This is a genomic window from Chitinophaga filiformis, assembly GCF_021646545.1.
GTDB lineage: Bacteria > Bacteroidota > Bacteroidia > Chitinophagales > Chitinophagaceae > Chitinophaga > Chitinophaga filiformis_A.
The window spans coordinates 201,961-219,960 of the sequence record NZ_JAKIRP010000004.1 but is presented as its reverse complement, the minus strand read 5'-3'; the positions used below and the strand labels follow the sequence as shown (position 1 = coordinate 219,960).

Below are 18,000 nucleotides of genomic sequence, written 5' to 3'. Positions count from 1 at the left end.
ATATTTGGTAATTATAAAAATTATATGCTAATTTTGTTAGTAACGTACTAAATTATTTAGATTATGTCAGTAGTATGCCGCAATTTAAAATTCCTGCGCAAGCAGAAAGGCTGGACGCAGCAGGAGTTTGCTGATAAATTAGGGATCAAACGTTCCCTGTTGGGCGCTTACGAAGAAGAACGTGCAGAACCCCGCACGGAGGTGCTCGAACTGGTCAGTGACATGTTCCGTATATCCATTGACGACTTATTACGTCGTGATGTAGGTTCCCAGAAAGAGAGTTTCCTTGAAAAACGCAGACAGCAGAAGATGGCGAATGACCGTCAGCAGATAGAGTTCGTACCCGTAAAAGCTGCGGCGGGATATCTGGCAGGCTACAACGATGACGAATTTATTGAAGAACTGAACACTTTCACATTGCCTATGATGGGCGCAGGCAGCTACAGGGCGTTCGAGATCGCAGGAGATTCTATGTTACCTACTCCTTCCGGATCAGTGATCGTTTGCCATAAAGTAGATGGCTGGGAAGAGATCCGTAACAATGAAGCCTATGTGGTAGTGACCAGTCGTGAAGGCATTGTTTATAAACGTGTGCTCAAAAGCAACCGCACTAAAGGAAAGATCACACTGGTGTCGGATAATCCGCAATATGAGCCTTATGCCGTTGGCATGGATGAAGTGCTGGAACTGTGGCAGTCAGATGCGGTCATCAGCAAGACCGGCCAGCAAAGCCGTCTGAGCGTAAATCATCTGGCTGATATGGTGAGCCATCTGCAAGATCAGGTGAGCATGCTGAAGAAGAGGATCAAGGATTAAGATTAATACAAAGACATTGTTGTTGTATAGAGGAATGCTGTATGTAGATAGCGGCAGGGACGTTATTGTGTTGTTAATTCCCCGTTAGATTGTCGAGGTGAATGAGATGATTGTATCGATGATGATATTGTTGTTGTGTTATACGGCCCCATATTAAAATATGCGTTACTAATATTGTGCATGACGCCCACCGCGTTTATCCCCGGGGGTGAAACCTGCGTCCCCGGGGTTGAAACCCCGGGCTACAAACACACAACCCCTATCGGGGTTGATCGATGTTTTGTTTTGGTTACCGGATTTTCGTGGACCGCGTTCGTTTCCTGGGGGTTGAAACGCTCGTTCCCGGGGTTGAAACCCCGGGCTACAAACACACAACCCCTATCGGGGTTGATTGATGTTTTGTTTTGGTTACCGGATTTTCGTGGGACCGCGTTCGTTTCCCGGGGTTGAAACCCTCGTTCCCGGGGTTGAAACCCCGGGCTACAAACACACAACCCCTATCGGGGTTGATTGATGTTTTGTTTTGGTTACCAGATTCCGGGGGCACCGCGTTCATTTCGCCGGTTGAAATTCAGGGCTACAAACACATCGCTCCTGACGGAGCTTACCAAAGCGATTGGTATTAACCAAATATCTCCGCCGCTGCTCTGAACGTATTACAATGCGCATTGACAATATCCCTGATATGTGTTGAATACCCTCCGCCCATCGCTACGGCGCAAGGAATATTATGTTGCTTCATCGTCTGAAACACCAGCTCATCCCGCTCTCTGCAACCGTGTAACGTGACCTTCAGCTTACCATAACGGTCAGTTTGCAGAATATCCACTCCTGATAAATAAAATACAAAGTCGGGTTTTACCTTATCAATCAGTACGGGCAGGCAGTCGCGTAGTGTACGGAGATAGTCACCGTCATGCATACCATCGGGTAGGGGTACATCCCAGTCGGACGTTTCTTTGTGAAATGGATAGTTATGCGCACCGTGCATACTGAACGTATATACATCCGGTCTGCCGGCAAATAAGGCAGCAGTGCCATTTCCCTGATGTACATCCAGGTCGATGATCAGCACCTGTTTTACCAGCTTTCGCTGCAGCAGATAATTCGACGCAACAGCAAAATCATTCAGCAGACAGAAACCTTCCCCATGATCAGCGAAGGCATGATGTGTGCCGCCTGCCACGTTCAATCCCACGCCATCATCCAGTGCATGCAGCGCACAGTCTATTGTTCCCTGGCAGATCACGGTCTCACGTAATGTCAATGCTGGTGATTGTGGGAGGCCAATACGGCGTTGCTCCTTATCTGACAATGTCTGGTGCTGTAGTTTGTGCCAGTATCCCAGAGTATGGGTGAGCAGGATAGTCGCTTCATCCAGCGGAGCCGGCGTATGTATCTGTTTGTCCGTGATCACACCTTCCCGTAATAACTGCGCCGGAATAAGCTCGTACTTCACCATAGGGAACCGGTGACCTTCCGGCAATGGGTGTGCATATATAGGATCGTAGGCAACCAGCATTAATTGACTTTTAGAATGCTGTTTTCAGCGATAACGAATACTGCCTCATCTGGATCAGGTTCCAGCATGGCGAGGCCCGTAAAACGCCCGAAAGCGGGCAATATGCTGCAATGTCTTCCAAAGTAGAAACAGGGCAGGCGTAAACGCTGTCTTCCGGCGCCGGCAACAACGATCCCCGGATGTAAATGCCCGGAGAAAGTATAACCCGCTGCATCCTCTTCTGAACAGGGCTCATGTATGAAATGAATATCGCGGATGATAAGCGTATCAAACACTTCAACATTCAGCGCTTCGTAAGTAGCGGCCGGTAATATATCATGATTACCTTTTACCAGTTTAAAACGGATATGTGCAAATTGCTGCCGCCAGAGTTTAAAGTAAGGTACATCATTGTTCTCCCGGCTATGGAACATATCTCCTACAATGATGATCTGGGAGGGATTATAAGCTGTAATAAGCAACTGCAGGCGATAGAGGTCGTCCTGCCCGATGTTGGCAGGAACAGCTATTCCTGCTTTCCTGAAATGGGCGGATTTACCCAGGTGCAGGTCAGAGACGATCAGCGCCTGTTCTTCTTTCCAGAAAATAGCCCTGTGGGCCGATAAATGCCAGGTCTGGTCCTGGTGTCTGTAAATCACTTCCTCCATAATCTCCGGTAAAACTACTGTATCTCTCCCAAACTATATCTGTGGACGCATTTTTTTGATCCTGTCTTCCAGTTTTTCACTGGTCAGTTCCTCCCGGAGACTGTCTACCTTGATCGGAAAACAGAAAGGTGTCAGCGCTTCGGGAGCCGTAATAATAATATCGCTGTTGTAAATACGCTCCAGGCTTTCGCGCAGGCGGGCTTCTTCCATCTGGTAGAAGAATGCCTCGTTAAAGGCCTGCCGCAATAACAGGTTCTGCGGATCGTAATCCCTGAACACATTGAACAGCAGGGAGGCGGACGATTGCAGGTGGCGGCTGGCTTTATGCTTGCCCGGATAACCCTGGAATATAAGACCCGCAATGACGGCAATGTCCCTGAACTTGCGGCGGGCCATTTCAGTCGAGTTCACACTCGCCTGCAGATCGTTACTCAGGTTGTCAAGGGAGAACAGATCATGCACATCGCCATCGCTGACAGGGATCGGCTGATCGGAAAGCAGTTCGAAGCCATAATCGTTCATTGCCATGGAAAAGGTAATAGGCTGACGTTTACTGATCCGGTAAGCCAGCAGGGCGGCCATCACCTCATGTACCAGGCGTCCTTCGAAAGGGTAGACGAACATATGGTAACCGTCGCGGGTATGGATCATTTCAATCAGCAACTGATTGTCCGTTGGGACGTGCGACAATTGTTCCTGCAGGTCGAATAGCGGTTGTAATATTTTAATCTCCGGCATATCCGACTTGCCGGATAATGCCTCGTTGTAGGTGCGGCGTAATATCTTCCCGAGATTGGCGGAGAGAGGGAGTCTTCCTCCCATCCAGCTGGGCACAATGGCCCGCTTAGCGTTCGATTTCCGTACGAGCACCGTCATGTCCTTTATCATCACAAACTCCAGGGTACGGCCGCCCAGGCTGAAAGCATCGCCTGGTTGCAGGCGGGCAACGAACCATTCTTCGATCATACCGATAAATCCTCCACTCATGAACTTCACTTTCAGCATCGCATCACTGACGATGGTGCCGATATGCAGGCGATGCCGCATGGCCAGCATACGGCTGCGGCAGATGAAGAAGTCGCCCTCTCTTTCCAGTTTTTTGAACTCATCGTAGCTGTACAGTGCTTCTCCACCGGTAGAGAGGAAAGACAATATCCAGCCCCATTCATCTTCCGTCATATCGCGGAAGCAGAAAGTACCGGTCACCTCTTCCCATATTTCAGGCGCATGAAAACCGTCAGAAATGCCGAGTGTCATCAGGTATTGCAGGAGTACATCAAAGGCGAGTAAAACAGGCAGGCGGCTTTCCACCAGCTGTTCTTCCATAGCCGCCTTCAGGGCAGCTGCTTCCACCAGTTCCAGGCTGTGCGTAGGCAGGAACCAGATCTTACTGGTAGCGCCGGGCTGGTGACCGCTTCTGCCGGCCCTTTGCAGGAAGCGGGCTACCCCTTTCGGACTGCCCACTTGTATCACCGTATCTACTGGCCTGAAATCCACACCCAGGTCAAGACTGGACGTGCAGACCACTGCTTTCAATACACCCGTGTGCAGCGCTTCTTCCACCCATACGCGTAGCTCCGCATCAATAGATCCATGGTGCAGGGCAATAGCGCCCGCCAGTTCGGGGCATTGGCGTAATATTTCCTGGTACCAGATCTCTGTCTGTGAGCGGACGTTAGTGAATATAAGGGTGGTCTGGCTGTTGAGGATCACTGGCAGGGCTTTGTACAGCAACCTTGTACCTAAGTGACCAGCCCAGGGGTATTTTTCGATCTCATCCGGCAGGATGCTTTTCAGTTCTATTTTCTTACCGAGTTTGGCGCGTACAATTACCGCTTCCGCATCTGGCTGCCCCAGTAGTACATCCAGCGCTTCCTCCAGGTTACCGATAGTAGCAGATATGCCCCATACTTTCAGGGCAGGGCGTCCTGCTTTTTTTGCCAGTCCCCGGAGCCTGCTGAGACCCAGTTCCACCATAACACCACGTTTGCTGCCCAGCAATTCATGCCATTCATCCGCTACAACCGTTGTGAGATGTGTGAATACCTTTGCATATTCTTTCTGTCCCATCAGCAGGTGCAGGCTTTCCGGCGTGATGATCAATATCTCCGGCATCTGTTTCTTTTGCTGCTGGCGGGTAGAAATGGGAGTATCCCCGCTGCGTATACCTACCTGCCAGGACATATTAAGTTCCTGCAGCACTTCCTCCATTGCGCGGGCAATATCTTTTGCCAGTGCGCGTAGCGGAGTGATCCACATCATTTGCAGGCCGTTCTTCGTTTTCTGCTGATAATCCTTTGGGTGTTTATTGATCCAGTCTATCACCACGGCAAGGAAGAGAGAGAAGGTTTTACCGTAACCGGTAGGGGCGTTTACAAGGCCTGATCTGCCTTGCAGGTAATGCTCCCAGGCTTCTTCCTGGAAAGCAAAAGGCTTTCTGTCATGTGCAGCGAGCCATTCTGTTATCACTTGCCATCCGCGCGCTTTGTTTTTCATTGGGTAATGAAATTAGGGAAAAGCGGGGATATGTCAATGTCCCGGCAACGTACATTTGCCTGACTTTAGATTCCTGTATGAAAATTGAAACGAACTTCCAGTATCTTATCGCAATGATCGTAATAGAATCCTATTTGCAGAAAGGGTTTGATAAGCTTTCTGAAACAGAGAACAGTCTACTATATGAAATATCCAGATCGTGGAGGATTGGGAGATCAATAATTACCGGTGGTGCCGGATTATTTCCTTTCCAACGTTAACATCCTTGTCTGCACCACCAGCGTATCCTGTGTATGTATCGTTTTTAACGCATCTGCATTGAAACTACCAAACGCATATCTTTCTGACACAGCACAAGATGTAGTTGCGGTCCTGCTGTAGAATTGATAGCTGATGATCGGAAGAGTAAGATGACCTCCCTCCATCACTACCGGCATTTGATATCTGCCTTTGCAGGTCAATGGATTCCAGGGTACTGAGGGGAAACAATAGGTAAGCATCGGATGCCGGCGAATGCGTATACCCACATTTGAACAGCTCAATTCACCATCATCGGCTGCAGCTACCGGCAGACTGTCGCGGCCTAGTAATATGGCAGCGTTGTTCTCATAATAAACCTGGTTAAAGATCAGTTCACGTGCATTACCCTCAGAAACTGACCTGAAATAGACACTGTCGGAAACCCGGTTATCAAATACCACCTGAATGGCTGATTCTGCCGTGCCAGCTGTCAGATCAAAGGATCCATAGAACGGGTGGCGTTCGAGATATGCCTGAATGAAGTTGACGTCTGTAATGATTTTATCTTTAGTATAAAGCGTTACAGGATCGTTTTTGATATTAGCCGCGCTTTCATAATTGCCGGTCGGGTAAGTTGCCACATCATCATCTCCACAGCCAAAGCAAAGCAACAGCACACATATTAGTAACAAGGATGATTTCATATTGAAGGATTATTGCTTATAGAGTTTTACAAAATAGGTTTGTACAGCGAGTGTATCTTCTGATCGTAATTTACTGAGAATATCTTTGTTGAAATCGTCGCTGATATAACGCTCGTACGTATGGCAAATAATGCCCGGAGCGATAGGGCGGGCGAAGTAGTATGTCAGCACAGGTATCACCAGATGATCATCCTCCACATTCAGCTGCAGCTGTTTACGGCCGGTGCAGTAGCTATCCGGATAATTGAAATAACTACATGCATATGTTGGAGGATTACGGCGTACATACTTTGCGACGTTCGCACAACTTAATTCTCCTGTTACTGTAGGCTTTATGATAGATTCCGTATTGGCCACAAGCAGTCTGGTATTGGCAGAAAGTGCGTTGATGCGGAAAGTGTCCTCATAGCTGTTGCCCGGATCGAGTGTGTAGTACGCAAAGTCACCCCGAATGGTTACGGAAGTGAAAATAAACGGCGTGTTGATGCCTGGTTGTTCTCTGAAAGTACTATCCGTCAGCCAGCTGTTGATCCTTCTTTCCAGGAAGTTGTGAATAAATGTCTTTTCAGTGATAGTTTTATTACCGACGTACAACGTGATTGGGCCGGCAGTGGCAAGGCTGTTGTTGGTGTAGGTCCCTTCCCGCATGACATGAGTATTGTCATCTTTTTTACAGGATATAAGGATTGCGATGCAGAGTATTAGTACAGATATATATGCTTTCATGGTCTGGGATTGGCTCGTGTAAGATAAGAAGAGGGGAGAGTAAAAACAAATGTGAAATTAGTGACATGGGGCAGGTTGACAATCTGGTATGAGGGGGAGTACTTTCGAGATTATAGCGAGATCAAAATGATGGTGATTTATATTAACATAATCCGTGCTGTTTTCGATTGGATAGTATCTATACTTTGAAAATAACCTTTCAGTTCGGGATCTATCCATTCTATTAGCTCATATATCATGGACCTTATTGCTAAAGCGTTAGTACAATCGACCGTGTTGGCATTGAAGCAAAGCGGCTCACAATGATTCATGCGATTTCTGTAGTTCTTTATTTCTTCCAGTTTCTGATGAATACTCGCTCTGGTTTCCTTCGCTGGTTTATTAGGAAAAACGTAAATCGGTTGTCCACGTATCAAGGTATAATGGTGTGGAACGAAGAAAGCGGCCCAGAAGCCAAACATTTGATCGGATATTATTTTTCCTGCCGTAACCGGAATCGATCTGTTCTGCAGATGGTATTCAGTTTTCTGAATACAGCTACGTAAGAAAAATTTTGATCGGGCTAGCGAGGGATGGCTCATAAACCCATTTTTTTGATTAATTATCCAATCAGGATCGTTAAAATATGCAGATAATGTCGCATTGAGGGCATTTCTGAAGACAACCTCCAATTGACTTAACATCGGGTGAAAAGCCTGTGCTAGCCTTATGTTGGCAGCATATAGTCTTTTTGCTCTTCTGTTATTATTTCCCGTAGCGATAAGGTATCTGCTAAAACGTTGTGTTGAAAGATATTGATTTCTTAAAGCTATTTTCATTTAAGCAATTTCGGAAAAAATACTATCTTTGTTGGCATACAGGCCTGGTAAAGCCTCTTTCCTTCGTGGAAACGTAATCAGGTAAGGAAATTAGGGCTCAGAAAATCTGAGCCCTAATTCATTTTATACCTCAATACCTATCAGAATAATCACGAGAAACTTTTCGCATTTATTCCAACATCGTCTCAGCAAAATGTTTCATCGCCTTTTGCATGAATTGTGCAAAAGCCGGATTTTCTTCGCCATTTACTTTCGTATACCGTCCGTCTGAAAGATAGAGTTCTCCGAGGCCTTTGTAGTAATCCCGGAGGCCCTGTTCTTCCGTTCTTCCACTGAATTTTGTGATCATTTTACAATGTCGTGCGATCAATGTTTGTACTTCCTGGCTGAAAGGATCTTTTTCGCTGGAAGCCAGTAATTGTTTTGTAACCGTATCCAGCTCCTGCTTCATCTCATTCACTTCCTCTTTACTGAGTTTACGCAGTATGTCTTCTCCTTTCAGTACCCTGTCTTTGCCCCAGCGATTCATCGCCTGCTCTCTATATTCGGCTATTTTCTCTGGTGATAATCCGTCATATAGTTCTTCTACCTCAAGCATAGTTTTGTTTTTTAAGTGATACAATGTTTTATCTATTGTATCGATCAATGTACTGATCCGTTCCTGTTTTGCACGCAGCGCTGCTTTATGGTTTTCCAGTGCCTGTACAAGATCAAATGCCGGATCATCCAGTATTTCCCTGATCTCTTTTAATGGAATATCAAGTTCCCGGTAAAACAATATCTGTTGAAGCCGTAGCAGTTCCTTCTTTCCATACAGCCGGTACCTGGCTTCCGTACGGATGGAAGGCGTCAGCAACCCCATTTGGTCATACAGGTGTAAGGTGCGCACACTTACACCTGCCAACTTTGCCAGCTTTTTTACAGCATAATGTTCCATGATCGATACTTTGAGATACAAACATAACCTATGACGTAAGGTAAGAGTCAAGTGTTTTACCAGATTTTTTTGTGCTGTACCAACCGGTGTTATGATTACCACACATCATTACCGCAACTCATCCAGCGTCACCTCCTGCTGTCCCACCGTCAGTTGATGCATAACACCACATTTCAACGCATAATTATCTTTCTGATGTCCCACAGGAAAGCCGAAGCACACCGGGTAATTAAAATCCTTCACTTTCTCCATCACAATGTCATACACTGTCCTGCCAAATTCTTCTCCGGGATCATCGGGTTTGATGCGGTTAAAACCACCGATGATCAATCCTGCGACATTATCCAGTTTATGTGCGCGCTGAAGGCTGTTGAACATGCGGTCAAGGCTATAAAGGTATTCACCTACTTCCTCGAGGAAAAGGATTTTGCCGATAGTATCCAGTTCCGAATTGGTAGCAAGCACACTCTGGATCATTGAAAGATTACCCCCCACAAGCACTCCCTTTGCAGTGCCTGTACGGTTGCGGGAATCGGAGAAAGTGGTATAGTGCAGTTGCTGACCTGACAACGCATCCCTGATAGAAGAAATGGTTTGTTGTACGATAGGTTCAGCCTTACTGAAATCATCAGGAAAACTGTTACACATCTTTGAATGCAAGGTAGCAATGCCATACAGGCGATTAATATGACAATGCAGTACCGTAATATCACTAAAGCCGATGATCCATTTTGGTTGTTGAGCAAAGCGGGAGAAGTCCAGCTGATCTACGATACGTGCGCTCCCATAACCACCGCGGGCGCACATGATTGCTTTGATGGAGGGTTCGTCCAGCATTTCCTGCATATCCTGCCGGCGTTCCTGGTCAGTGCCTCCGAAGCTGAAGTCAGTCTTATTAACAGTGCTGCCTACACGTATTTTAAAACCCCAGCTTTGCATGATGCTGATGGCAGGCTTTATCTCTTCCAGGGTAATGTGTCCGGCAGGACACGTAATGCCAATAGTATCGCCGGGCCTGAGGTACGGCGGGATCAATAATCGTTCTTCATAGGGTTGCAGGGCAGCGGCGGCCTGTTGTAAACGGGTGAGCGCCGGTAATGTGGTGAGTCCTGCTGTAGTGGCCAGTGCTGACAGGAAGTGTTTACGATTCATAACATTAATGTAAGCATAATTTATAAGCGATATGGCGTGTTTTTTGTCTTTCTTTGTATAAAGAATATACCATGAAACACCTTTACTTTTTGGGGGCAGCACTTCTGCTGATGATAGCACCGGCAATGGCACAGACAGCCTGGAGAATAGAACCGGGTCAATATATCGGAAATACAAAAATAGGCGCTACCGCAGATGATATGGCTGCTATGTTAGGTCCCGCTGATGGCGGAGACGCTGCTATGGGAAAAGCATGGAGCATCTGGTACAGCCACAAAAAAGATAAAGCCATCGATTCCAGCAGATACCTGGCTGTTTATTCCGTTAGAGAAGAAACAAGCGGTAAGGAAGCAATGGTGGTGAAACAGATCCGTGTAAACACATCTTCCTTTACAACGGAGAAAGGACTGAGGGTAGGCAGCTCTTATATCGAAGTGAAAAAACTATTTCCCGCTATCAAGGTCGTGGCACAGTATCAGGATAAACTGAAAGGCAGGAAGATCACACTGTACGATGTGCGTAAAGAAGGTATCGCATTTGAAATGACGACGGTAAAAGGTGGTAAACAGCTATGTACAGCCATTACTGTACATCCTCAGGGAGAAGATATCAATACCTATATTCTCTTTCCCGGGTATGAGGGATTAAAAAAGTTGTAAGCAGCTTAGTATACCACCCTGTGTGTAGCCTTGATCACTGACATCACGAACACACTTTCCATGTGACGAATATTATCCAGTTCACCCAGTTTATTTACATTGAACTCATGATAGGCAAGCATGTCTTTCACCTGCACCTTCAGCATGAAATCAAACTGGCCTGAAATGTTGAGACATTCCATCACTTCCGGGAAAGAGGTGATCTCTTTGATAAATTTGGTGCCTGCTTTTTTACCATGCTCTTTCAGGGAGATATAACATAACACGGTGAGGGCTTTGTCAATCTTACTGGGATCAACGATGGCGGCATACTGCCTGATAACGCCTGCCTGTTCCATTTTACGAATACGTTCATAAACGGGAGTGGCGCTCAGGTTCAGTTTTGCTGCCAGATCGCGGATGGTCATCTTGGCATCTTCTTCCAGCAACTGGAGGATAGCGATATCCTTTTCATCCAGCGCAATGTTTTCAGTTGCGTTTTCTTTTTTGTTATTTCCCAGGTTATTCATGTCAGTATAGAATAATGTTCCGTTTCAAAAGCAAAATTAAGTACAATATACTAATTCGCTTCAATATTCCTTCAAAATTCCTTATTATTTATGTGTTCGCAGTAGCTGCTGTAAATCTTCCAGCGTATTGATCTCTGAGAGCGGTTTGTCTTTCCGCCAGCGGAGGATGCGGGGAAAACGGAGTGCCACGCCTGACTTATGCCTGTTGGAGGCTGCAATTCCTTCAAAGCCGATCTCAAATACGAGTTCGGGTTTCACCGTCCTGACCGGACCGAATTTCTCCAATGAGTTCTTTTTCACCCAGTTATCCACCTCGCCGATCTCTTTGTCTGTCAGGCCGGAATAGGCCTTCGTAAACGATACCAGCTGATCTCCGTCCCTGACGGCGAAGGTATAGTCGGTATACAGATTTGAACGGCGTCCATGTCCTTTCTGGGCATAGATCATCACTGCATCAATGGTAAGCGGGTCTATCTTCCATTTCCACCAGTCTCCGCGTTTACGGCCCACCTGATACACGGAATCCCGTTTCTTCAGCATCAGTCCTTCGCTGCCTTTTTCCCTGGCCTGCAGCCGGAAACGGGCCAGTTCATCCCAGTCGTGGAAAGTAATAGCCGGCGACAACCGAAGGGCCGGGTGATTGATCTGCTCCACTACCTTCTCCAAAAGTAAGCGACGTTCCTGCAGTGCGGTTGTACGTATATCCTGACCTTCCCATTCCAGCAGATCATAACTGAGGAAGGCCACCGGGGCCTCCTGCAATTGTTTGCGGGTCACGTTCTTCCGTCCGATGCGGGTCTGCAGCGTCTGAAAGGGCAGGGGCGCCCCATTGGCAAAAGTGAGGATCTCTCCATCCAGTACGGTACCCTCCGGAAGTATGTCCAGCAAGGGCTGATATTCAGGGAACTTTTCGGTAATAAGCTCTTCTCCGCGCGACCATACGAACAGTTGTCCGTTACGTTTGATGATCTGTCCGCGGATACCGTCCCACTTCCATTCCGCCTGCCATTGTTCGGGAGTGCCTAACTCCGAAGGATCGCCTTCCAGGGCATAGGCTAGATAAAAAGGAAAAGGCTTGGAGGCATCAGCTTCTGTGATGTTCTCGCTGAGCAGGGCCTCTATGGTGGTCTGCTGCGGGTCCCAGTTCCCGCTGATCATATGGGAGACGGTAGCAGCGGGGATATTGTAGGTGTTGGACAGCGCATTCACCATGGTTTGCTGGGATACGCCGATGCGGAAACCACCGGTGATCAGTTTATTGAACACAAATCTTTCACTGGTATCCAGTTCTTCCCAGGCCCTGAGGATGAAGGTCTGTTTGGTGGCTTCGTCTGCATTTTGAAGTTGTAAGAGTTGTTCTATCCAGTAATGCAAAGGGTGGGCAGAGAGGCTTTTACCTGGCGGCAGCAGGAGGGCAATGGTCTCCGCCAGATCTCCCACGGTATGATAACACTCTTCATACAACCAGGCGGGCAGACCTGTCATTTGCAGACACCAGGTGCTAAGCTGGGTGGCATTGACGGTTCGTTTGGGACGCCGGCCGGTGAACAGTGCCAGCACCCAGAGGCGGTCAGGAGCATCTGCAGCCGCCAGGTAGCGGCTTAGCGCATCCAGTTTTTCATTGGTCTTGGTACTGTTGCTCAATACTTTTATGAGTGCGGCAAATTCTTTCATAACCAGGCTTTATTGATCATTAGTGATGGTATCCCAGGCTTTATTGATCATTAGTGATGGTATCCGGCATCCCAGCTTCCTCGTCCATGTCGCCGTATTCTGTCTTTACTTCCTGTGCCGGAATCCCGTTTTCAGTCAGGTAACGGGCAAAAGCGCTGCTGAAGCCATGGGTAGTATATACCTTCTCAGCGCCGGTAGCTTTCACTGCCTGTAACAGGCCTGTCCAGTCGGCATGGTCTGACAAAGCAAAGCCTGCGTCCGCATTACGACGGCGCATATGTCCCCGTACCTGCATCCACCCGCTGCACACGCCCAGGGCGTACGGATTGAAACGCCGCATCCAGAAACTATCTGCTGCGGACGGCGGGCCAATGATCAGGTTGTTCTTATAAGCCGATGCCGGGGTTTCCGGCGTAACACGATGGATCTCCGGTAGGTCCCAGCCCTTCTCCCGCAGCAGCTGGTGGGGGATGTAGATGGCCCCATGCGTCCAGATCTGTGTTGTCACGTCGCGCAGGTTGTGCAACAAGCGCTGGGCTTTTCCGAGGCTGTAGCCCAGCAGCACGCTGTTCTTGCCGGCCGCCTGGTTGTCCTGTATCCACTGCCGGATATTGCTGAAGATAAGGCCCTGGGGCTGCCAATTGTAGATAGGAAGGCCGAAGGTGCATTCCGTAATGAAGGTATTGCAGGGAACAGGCTCAAACTGTCCTGAAATGCCATCGTTTTCCACTTTATAGTCACCGCTGAACACCCACACTTCGTTTTCCTGCTGTACCCGTACCTGTGCCGATCCGATAATATGCCCGGCAGGGTGGAGGGATATGGTGACGCCATTATAGCGGATGGTTTCTCCGAAGGCGACGCCCTGTACACTGATATCCTGCCCTAGCCTTAGCTGTAGAAGAGGGACGCTATCATGATGGCAGAGATAATGTTTGTTGCCATACCGGGCATGGTCGGAATGGGCGTGGGTAATGACAGCCCGTTCCACGGGTTGCCAGGGATCGATGTAGAAATCGCCTGCAGGGCAGTAAATGCCCTTGTCCGTAAACTGTAATACCTGCATATAAAGCAAAGTATACAATTATCATGCGTGATGAGGGGGGATGCTGATATTATTTTGATATCCGCGAGAAAGGGTAGAAAAACAAAGAGGGTGCCGTTGTAATTGACACCCTCTTTACGTTGCAGAAACAACAGTAATATTTACTGGAAATTCATCCTTACATCACTGCTATCGTTCTTTTGTATGATGTTGATGTTCTTATTCTCAAAATAATCAGGCATGGTGGCGCCATCTTTCAGGTATACCGGCTGATAATTGAGATTATTGAACACTTTTTTCGAAGGATCGTTCAGGCTACCGTTGAAGTAGACGCCTTTATCAGTCAGCTGTTTCACGAAATACCAGGTCAGCTCAAAGCCTTTAAAGGCCATGTCTGACGGACGGGATTTGTAGATGCGCTTGAAATAATCTGTGATATAGCGGCTGTATGCGTTGGTCTTATCATTGAAGTAGGGAGAGGTGTAGTAGATCTGCATATCCTTAAACTCAGGCTCTTTAAACTTCATGATATCCCAGGTAGGCATACCATAAATCTGGATAGGATAAGTGCCGGTCTGTACGCTGAGCTTACGCAGGATGGCCTTTGCATTGGTCTCATCCAGCGCGGTAATGATACAGAGGTTAGGCCTGTCGGTCAGCAGGAACTGGGACAATTCTCCATCTGTCATCGCATCGCTCCAGATCACTTCCCGGATGTGTGATTTCTTCGGATTCTGCATTTTCTCGTAGTCGGCCTTGAAATCGGCTGCAAGGCGTTTCTCGAAGGCACTGTTACGATGGAACAGCAGGATGTTCTTAGTGGCAAATGTTTCCTGCAGATAGCGCTGAAGGGCTTCTCCATGTGTGCGGAGCATGCTGTTGGTGATCAGCAGGAAAGGGTTGGCGGTGATACCACCATCATTTGGATAAGTGGCAGATACCAGGTTAACCTCTTTCTGACGGGCTACGTTGCTGAGTTCCTGTATCTCCGGAGCGCTTACCGCTGCTATAATGAGGTCTACGCTATCCAGTAATTTATTCCTTGTCAGGTTGCTGATGCTGTTCGCTCTGGATTTACTGTCATATACATGTACATTGAGCTTTACACCTTGCTGTTGCAGGCTGTCGAGCGCCAGCTGAGCGCCTTCGTAAAAATCAAGACCAGGCAATACGTAACGAGGCAGCGTGCGGCCGGAAAGTTCTGTACCATTTGTGAAAACGGAGTCAAGATACAGGGGAGCAAAGAGTGCAATGTTGTAAGCGCTTTTTTTCACTTCGCGGGCAAATGCCGGTACATTGAAAGGGGCTGCTTTTTCATCATTCTTTTTCTCATCCTTCTTCTTTTCTTCCTCTTTAGGCTTTGTGACAGTTGTTGGTGGAGCAGTCGGGGTGCTGCTGCTACTGCTTTTGAACAGTGAACAGGCAGACAGCAGAATGGTCAGTGCACATGCAGTGACCATCAGACTGCATATTTTGGATTTACTCATAGCGATGATTAATTACAAAAATCGTTCCCAGGCGTTGAACAAGAAACGCTTAACACTGAGGTGCAAATGTATAAAGTGCTCAGCGTTAAGCGTTTCTACTCACGGCGAAAGGAATTATTCCCATTCGATAGTAGCCGGTGGCTTGGAGCTGATGTCGTATACCACACGATTAATACCTTTCACTTTATTGATAATATCATTCGACATCTTAGCCAGGAATTCATATGGCAGGTGTGCCCAGTCGGCGGTCATACCGTCAACCGAGGTTACTGCACGAAGGGCTACAGTGAATTCATAGGTTCTTTCGTCTCCCATTACGCCTACGCTCTGTACCGGCAGCAGGATGGTACCCGCCTGCCATACTTTGTCGTACAGCTCTGCTTCACGCAGTCCGTCGATATATACGGCGTCTGCTTCCTGCAACATGGCTACTTTCTCAGGGGTGATCTCACCCAGGATGCGGATAGCCAGACCCGGACCAGGGAAAGGATGACGGCCCAGGAAGATGTCGCTGATGCCTATTTCACGGCCTACACGTCTAACCTCGTCTTTGAAGAGGAAACGCAAAGGCTCTACCAGTCCCATATTCATCTTCTCAGGCAGACCGCCTACATTGTGATGGGATTTAATGGTAACAGAAGGACCATTTACAGAAACGGATTCTATCACGTCAGGGTAAATGGTACCCTGACCGAGGAAGGAGATATCTTTCAGCTGGTTAGCTTCCTGCTGGAATACTTCGATGAAGAGACGGCCAATGATCTTACGTTTTTTCTCAGGATCGGTCACGCCTTTCAGTTCTCCGTAGAAGAGATCTTTGGCGTTCACGCCCTTTACGTTCAGGCCCATGTGCTTGTAGGAGTCCAGTACGGTTTCGAATTCGTTCTTACGGAGCAGGCCGTTATCAACGAATATACAATACAGGTTACTTCCTATTGCTTTGTGTATCAGTTCGGCAGCCACGGTAGAGTCTACGCCACCGCTGAGCGCCATTATTACTTTTTTGTCGCCTACCTGCGCCTTGATCTTTTCGATGGTTTCCTGAACAAATGCTGCTGGTGTCCAGTCCTGTTTACATCCGCAGATGTGTACCAGGAAGTTGCGGAGCAGTTGTTTACCCTCCAGCGAATGGGTCACTTCCGGGTGGAACTGCAGGCCCAGGATCGGGTGTTTGGCTACGGTCTCTGATTTGAAGGCTGCCACCGGGATGTTATCAGTATGGGCGATGATCTCAAATCCTTCGGGCATACGCACGATGGTGTCTGAATGGCTCATCCATACCTGGCTGCGGGAAGAGATATCATACAGGAGCTTTTCTTCCTTGTTCTCATGATCCATAAACGCGCGGCCATATTCGCGGATGGAGCTTTTGGCTACTTCACCCCCAAATACCTTTGCTGTGAGCTGGGCGCCGTAGCAAACACCCAGTACAGGAACTTTTGCCGCCATGGCAGCTATGTCAACGGTTGGTGCACCGGCATCGTTCACTGAAAACGGACTACCGGAGAGAATAATGCCTTTTATTGTATCATCCCATTGTACCGGCTGAAGACAAGGCTTGATTTCGCAATAAATGTTCAACTCCCTGATACTGCGTGCGATCAGCTGCGTATATTGAGAGCCAAAGTCTAGTATAAGTATCTTTTCTGTCATGGTGGTGCAAAGATAAAGGCCAAATATGAAATCCCAAGTCCGAAAATGGGAATAGTCTATAGATGATTGTTCTTATATTCGTAATATACATGTGTATAAATCGCCATTTTACAACCCAAACAAACATTACCCTTATGAAAAAGATCATTTGTTTTTCTGCTATTACACTATTGATTGCTTCCCAATACAGTTGCAACGGCCAACGCGTTAATGGCAGCGGCAACGTGACAACACAGACCCGTACCGTGGGAGATTATGAGAAAGTAGTGCTGAAAGGATCTATGGATGTAGAATTCACCCAGGGCCCTGCTCAGGCAGCAGTAGTGGAAGCTGAAGATAACATCATGCAGTATGTGCGGCTGGAAGTACATGGAAGTGAACTGGTAGTGGACCTGAAAGACCATATCTCCGTAAAAACAAATAAAGGGATCAGGATAAAACTGACTGCTCCTGATGTAAATTCCCTGTCACTCGCCGGTTCCGGCAACATACATATTACCAATACGCTGCAGAACAGCGATGGGGTACGTGTGAAATTGTCCGGCAGCGGTAATATTGACGGGACAGTGAATAGCCCGGAAATAGAGGCTTCTTCGGCCGGATCCGGTAATATAAAGCTGACCGGTGAAACCAAAGACCTGGAAATAAGCCTGGCAGGCAGTGGTAACTTTGAGGGCGGTGACCTGCACTCAGAAAACGCCCGGGTATCTATTGCCGGTAGCGGTAACGTAGACGTACATGCCAGCGTGAAACTGGAAGCGAAGATCGCAGGTTCCGGCGATGTAAGATATAAAGGCAGTCCCGAAGTAAGCTCCAGGATCGCCGGTTCAGGCTCCGTGCGTAAGGGCTGATACCCCGGCCGTTCGGGCAATAATATAATTCAGGATTATTTTAAGCTACGTAAACAGATAACTG

The 18,000-nt window shown here is 47.7% G+C and carries 16 protein-coding genes; 3 read left to right on the top strand and 13 right to left on the bottom strand.

Annotation, left to right across the window (positions count from 1 at the left end; all coding sequences use genetic code 11):
- Positions 1-63 precede the first annotated feature (63 nt).
- Complete coding sequence (locus L3C95_RS13230) at positions 64-816, top strand: XRE family transcriptional regulator (protein WP_199653190.1); 753 nt, start codon at positions 64-66, stop codon at positions 814-816.
- 622 nt (positions 817-1,438) lie between these two features.
- Here L3C95_RS13230 and L3C95_RS13225 read toward each other — a convergent pair.
- The 8 genes from L3C95_RS13225 to L3C95_RS13190 form a co-directional block, all read right to left on the bottom strand.
- Positions 1,439-2,338, bottom strand: coding sequence for a histone deacetylase (locus L3C95_RS13225; protein WP_236388271.1), 900 nt, complete (start codon positions 2,336-2,338; stop codon positions 1,439-1,441).
- The gene (gene pdeM, locus L3C95_RS13220) at positions 2,338-2,985 is read right to left on the bottom strand and encodes a ligase-associated DNA damage response endonuclease PdeM (protein WP_236388270.1); all 648 of its coding nucleotides are present in this window, start codon (positions 2,983-2,985) and stop codon (positions 2,338-2,340) included. The genes L3C95_RS13225 and pdeM overlap by 1 nt, the downstream gene beginning before the upstream one ends.
- Before the next feature lie 33 nt (positions 2,986-3,018).
- Positions 3,019-5,481: a ligase-associated DNA damage response DEXH box helicase gene (locus tag L3C95_RS13215; RefSeq protein WP_236388268.1), complete on the bottom strand. Its 2,463-nt coding sequence runs from the start codon at positions 5,479-5,481 to the stop codon at positions 3,019-3,021.
- A 239-nt stretch (positions 5,482-5,720) separates the two neighbouring features.
- Entirely contained in the window at positions 5,721-6,425 is a 705-nt protein-coding gene (locus L3C95_RS13210) for a hypothetical protein (protein WP_236388266.1), read from the bottom strand.
- A 9-nt stretch (positions 6,426-6,434) separates the two neighbouring features.
- The gene (locus tag L3C95_RS13205) at positions 6,435-7,151 is read right to left on the bottom strand and encodes a hypothetical protein (RefSeq protein WP_236388265.1); all 717 of its coding nucleotides are present in this window, start codon (positions 7,149-7,151) and stop codon (positions 6,435-6,437) included.
- A gap of 137 nt (positions 7,152-7,288) precedes the next feature.
- On the bottom strand, positions 7,289-7,969 hold the full coding sequence (locus L3C95_RS13200) for a hypothetical protein (protein WP_236388262.1): 681 nt from the start codon (positions 7,967-7,969) through the stop codon (positions 7,289-7,291).
- Positions 7,970-8,138: 169 nt separating this feature from the next.
- On the bottom strand, positions 8,139-8,906 hold the full coding sequence (locus L3C95_RS13195; protein ID WP_236388261.1) for a MerR family transcriptional regulator: 768 nt from the start codon (positions 8,904-8,906) through the stop codon (positions 8,139-8,141).
- 108 nt (positions 8,907-9,014) lie between these two features.
- Positions 9,015-10,058 (bottom strand): LD-carboxypeptidase, encoded by a 1,044-nt coding sequence (locus L3C95_RS13190; RefSeq protein WP_236388259.1) that lies wholly within the window; start codon positions 10,056-10,058, stop codon positions 9,015-9,017.
- Between the two features lie 71 nt (positions 10,059-10,129).
- Between L3C95_RS13190 and L3C95_RS13185 the strand changes: the two genes are divergently transcribed.
- Positions 10,130-10,717 carry a hypothetical protein gene (locus L3C95_RS13185; RefSeq protein ID WP_236388257.1) on the top strand — a complete coding sequence of 196 codons (588 nt, stop codon included), beginning with the start codon at positions 10,130-10,132 and terminating at the stop codon, positions 10,715-10,717.
- A gap of 5 nt (positions 10,718-10,722) precedes the next feature.
- Here the strand turns inward: L3C95_RS13185 and L3C95_RS13180 are convergent, their stop codons facing one another.
- The 5 genes from L3C95_RS13180 to guaA form a co-directional block, all read right to left on the bottom strand.
- Positions 10,723-11,226 carry an Lrp/AsnC family transcriptional regulator gene (locus L3C95_RS13180; protein WP_236388254.1) on the bottom strand — a complete coding sequence of 168 codons (504 nt, stop codon included), beginning with the start codon at positions 11,224-11,226 and terminating at the stop codon, positions 10,723-10,725.
- A gap of 84 nt (positions 11,227-11,310) precedes the next feature.
- A complete protein-coding gene (locus L3C95_RS13175) occupies positions 11,311-12,900 on the bottom strand; it encodes an ATP-dependent DNA ligase (protein WP_236388252.1) in 1,590 nt (529 codons plus the stop codon).
- A gap of 40 nt (positions 12,901-12,940) precedes the next feature.
- Positions 12,941-13,966, bottom strand: a complete 1,026-nt coding sequence (locus L3C95_RS13170; protein WP_236388250.1) for a ligase-associated DNA damage response exonuclease — start codon at positions 13,964-13,966, stop codon at positions 12,941-12,943.
- A 140-nt stretch (positions 13,967-14,106) separates the two neighbouring features.
- Positions 14,107-15,432, bottom strand: coding sequence for an ABC transporter substrate-binding protein (locus tag L3C95_RS13165; RefSeq protein WP_236388248.1), 1,326 nt, complete (start codon positions 15,430-15,432; stop codon positions 14,107-14,109).
- A 114-nt stretch (positions 15,433-15,546) separates the two neighbouring features.
- Positions 15,547-17,085, bottom strand: a complete 1,539-nt coding sequence (guaA, locus tag L3C95_RS13160; protein ID WP_236388246.1) for a glutamine-hydrolyzing GMP synthase — start codon at positions 17,083-17,085, stop codon at positions 15,547-15,549.
- 134 nt (positions 17,086-17,219) lie between these two features.
- Here guaA and L3C95_RS13155 point away from each other — a divergent pair, with 134 nt between their 5' ends.
- The gene (locus L3C95_RS13155) at positions 17,220-17,936 is read left to right on the top strand and encodes a head GIN domain-containing protein (protein WP_236388244.1); all 717 of its coding nucleotides are present in this window, start codon (positions 17,220-17,222) and stop codon (positions 17,934-17,936) included.
- The last annotated feature ends 64 nt before the right edge of the window (positions 17,937-18,000 follow it).

What these genes read in the sequence shown, in the direction of transcription:
- L3C95_RS13230 (WP_199653190.1), top strand. Translation starts at nt 64, where the DNA reads ATGTCAGTAGTATGCCGCAATTTAAAATTCCTGCGCAAGCAGAAAGGC.
- L3C95_RS13225 (WP_236388271.1), bottom strand. Translation starts at nt 2,338, where the DNA reads ATGCTGGTTGCCTACGATCCTATATATGCACACCCATTGCCGGAAGGT.
- pdeM (WP_236388270.1), bottom strand. Translation starts at nt 2,985, where the DNA reads ATGGAGGAAGTGATTTACAGACACCAGGACCAGACCTGGCATTTATCG.
- L3C95_RS13215 (WP_236388268.1), bottom strand. Translation starts at nt 5,481, where the DNA reads ATGAAAAACAAAGCGCGCGGATGGCAAGTGATAACAGAATGGCTCGCT.
- L3C95_RS13210 (WP_236388266.1), bottom strand. Translation starts at nt 6,425, where the DNA reads ATGAAATCATCCTTGTTACTAATATGTGTGCTGTTGCTTTGCTTTGGC.
- L3C95_RS13205 (WP_236388265.1), bottom strand. Translation starts at nt 7,151, where the DNA reads ATGAAAGCATATATATCTGTACTAATACTCTGCATCGCAATCCTTATA.
- L3C95_RS13200 (WP_236388262.1), bottom strand. Translation starts at nt 7,969, where the DNA reads ATGAAAATAGCTTTAAGAAATCAATATCTTTCAACACAACGTTTTAGC.
- L3C95_RS13195 (WP_236388261.1), bottom strand. Translation starts at nt 8,906, where the DNA reads ATGGAACATTATGCTGTAAAAAAGCTGGCAAAGTTGGCAGGTGTAAGT.
- L3C95_RS13190 (WP_236388259.1), bottom strand. Translation starts at nt 10,058, where the DNA reads ATGAATCGTAAACACTTCCTGTCAGCACTGGCCACTACAGCAGGACTC.
- L3C95_RS13185 (WP_236388257.1), top strand. Translation starts at nt 10,130, where the DNA reads ATGAAACACCTTTACTTTTTGGGGGCAGCACTTCTGCTGATGATAGCA.
- L3C95_RS13180 (WP_236388254.1), bottom strand. Translation starts at nt 11,226, where the DNA reads ATGAATAACCTGGGAAATAACAAAAAAGAAAACGCAACTGAAAACATT.
- L3C95_RS13175 (WP_236388252.1), bottom strand. Translation starts at nt 12,900, where the DNA reads ATGAAAGAATTTGCCGCACTCATAAAAGTATTGAGCAACAGTACCAAG.
- L3C95_RS13170 (WP_236388250.1), bottom strand. Translation starts at nt 13,966, where the DNA reads ATGCAGGTATTACAGTTTACGGACAAGGGCATTTACTGCCCTGCAGGC.
- L3C95_RS13165 (WP_236388248.1), bottom strand. Translation starts at nt 15,432, where the DNA reads ATGAGTAAATCCAAAATATGCAGTCTGATGGTCACTGCATGTGCACTG.
- guaA (WP_236388246.1), bottom strand. Translation starts at nt 17,085, where the DNA reads ATGACAGAAAAGATACTTATACTAGACTTTGGCTCTCAATATACGCAG.
- L3C95_RS13155 (WP_236388244.1), top strand. Translation starts at nt 17,220, where the DNA reads ATGAAAAAGATCATTTGTTTTTCTGCTATTACACTATTGATTGCTTCC.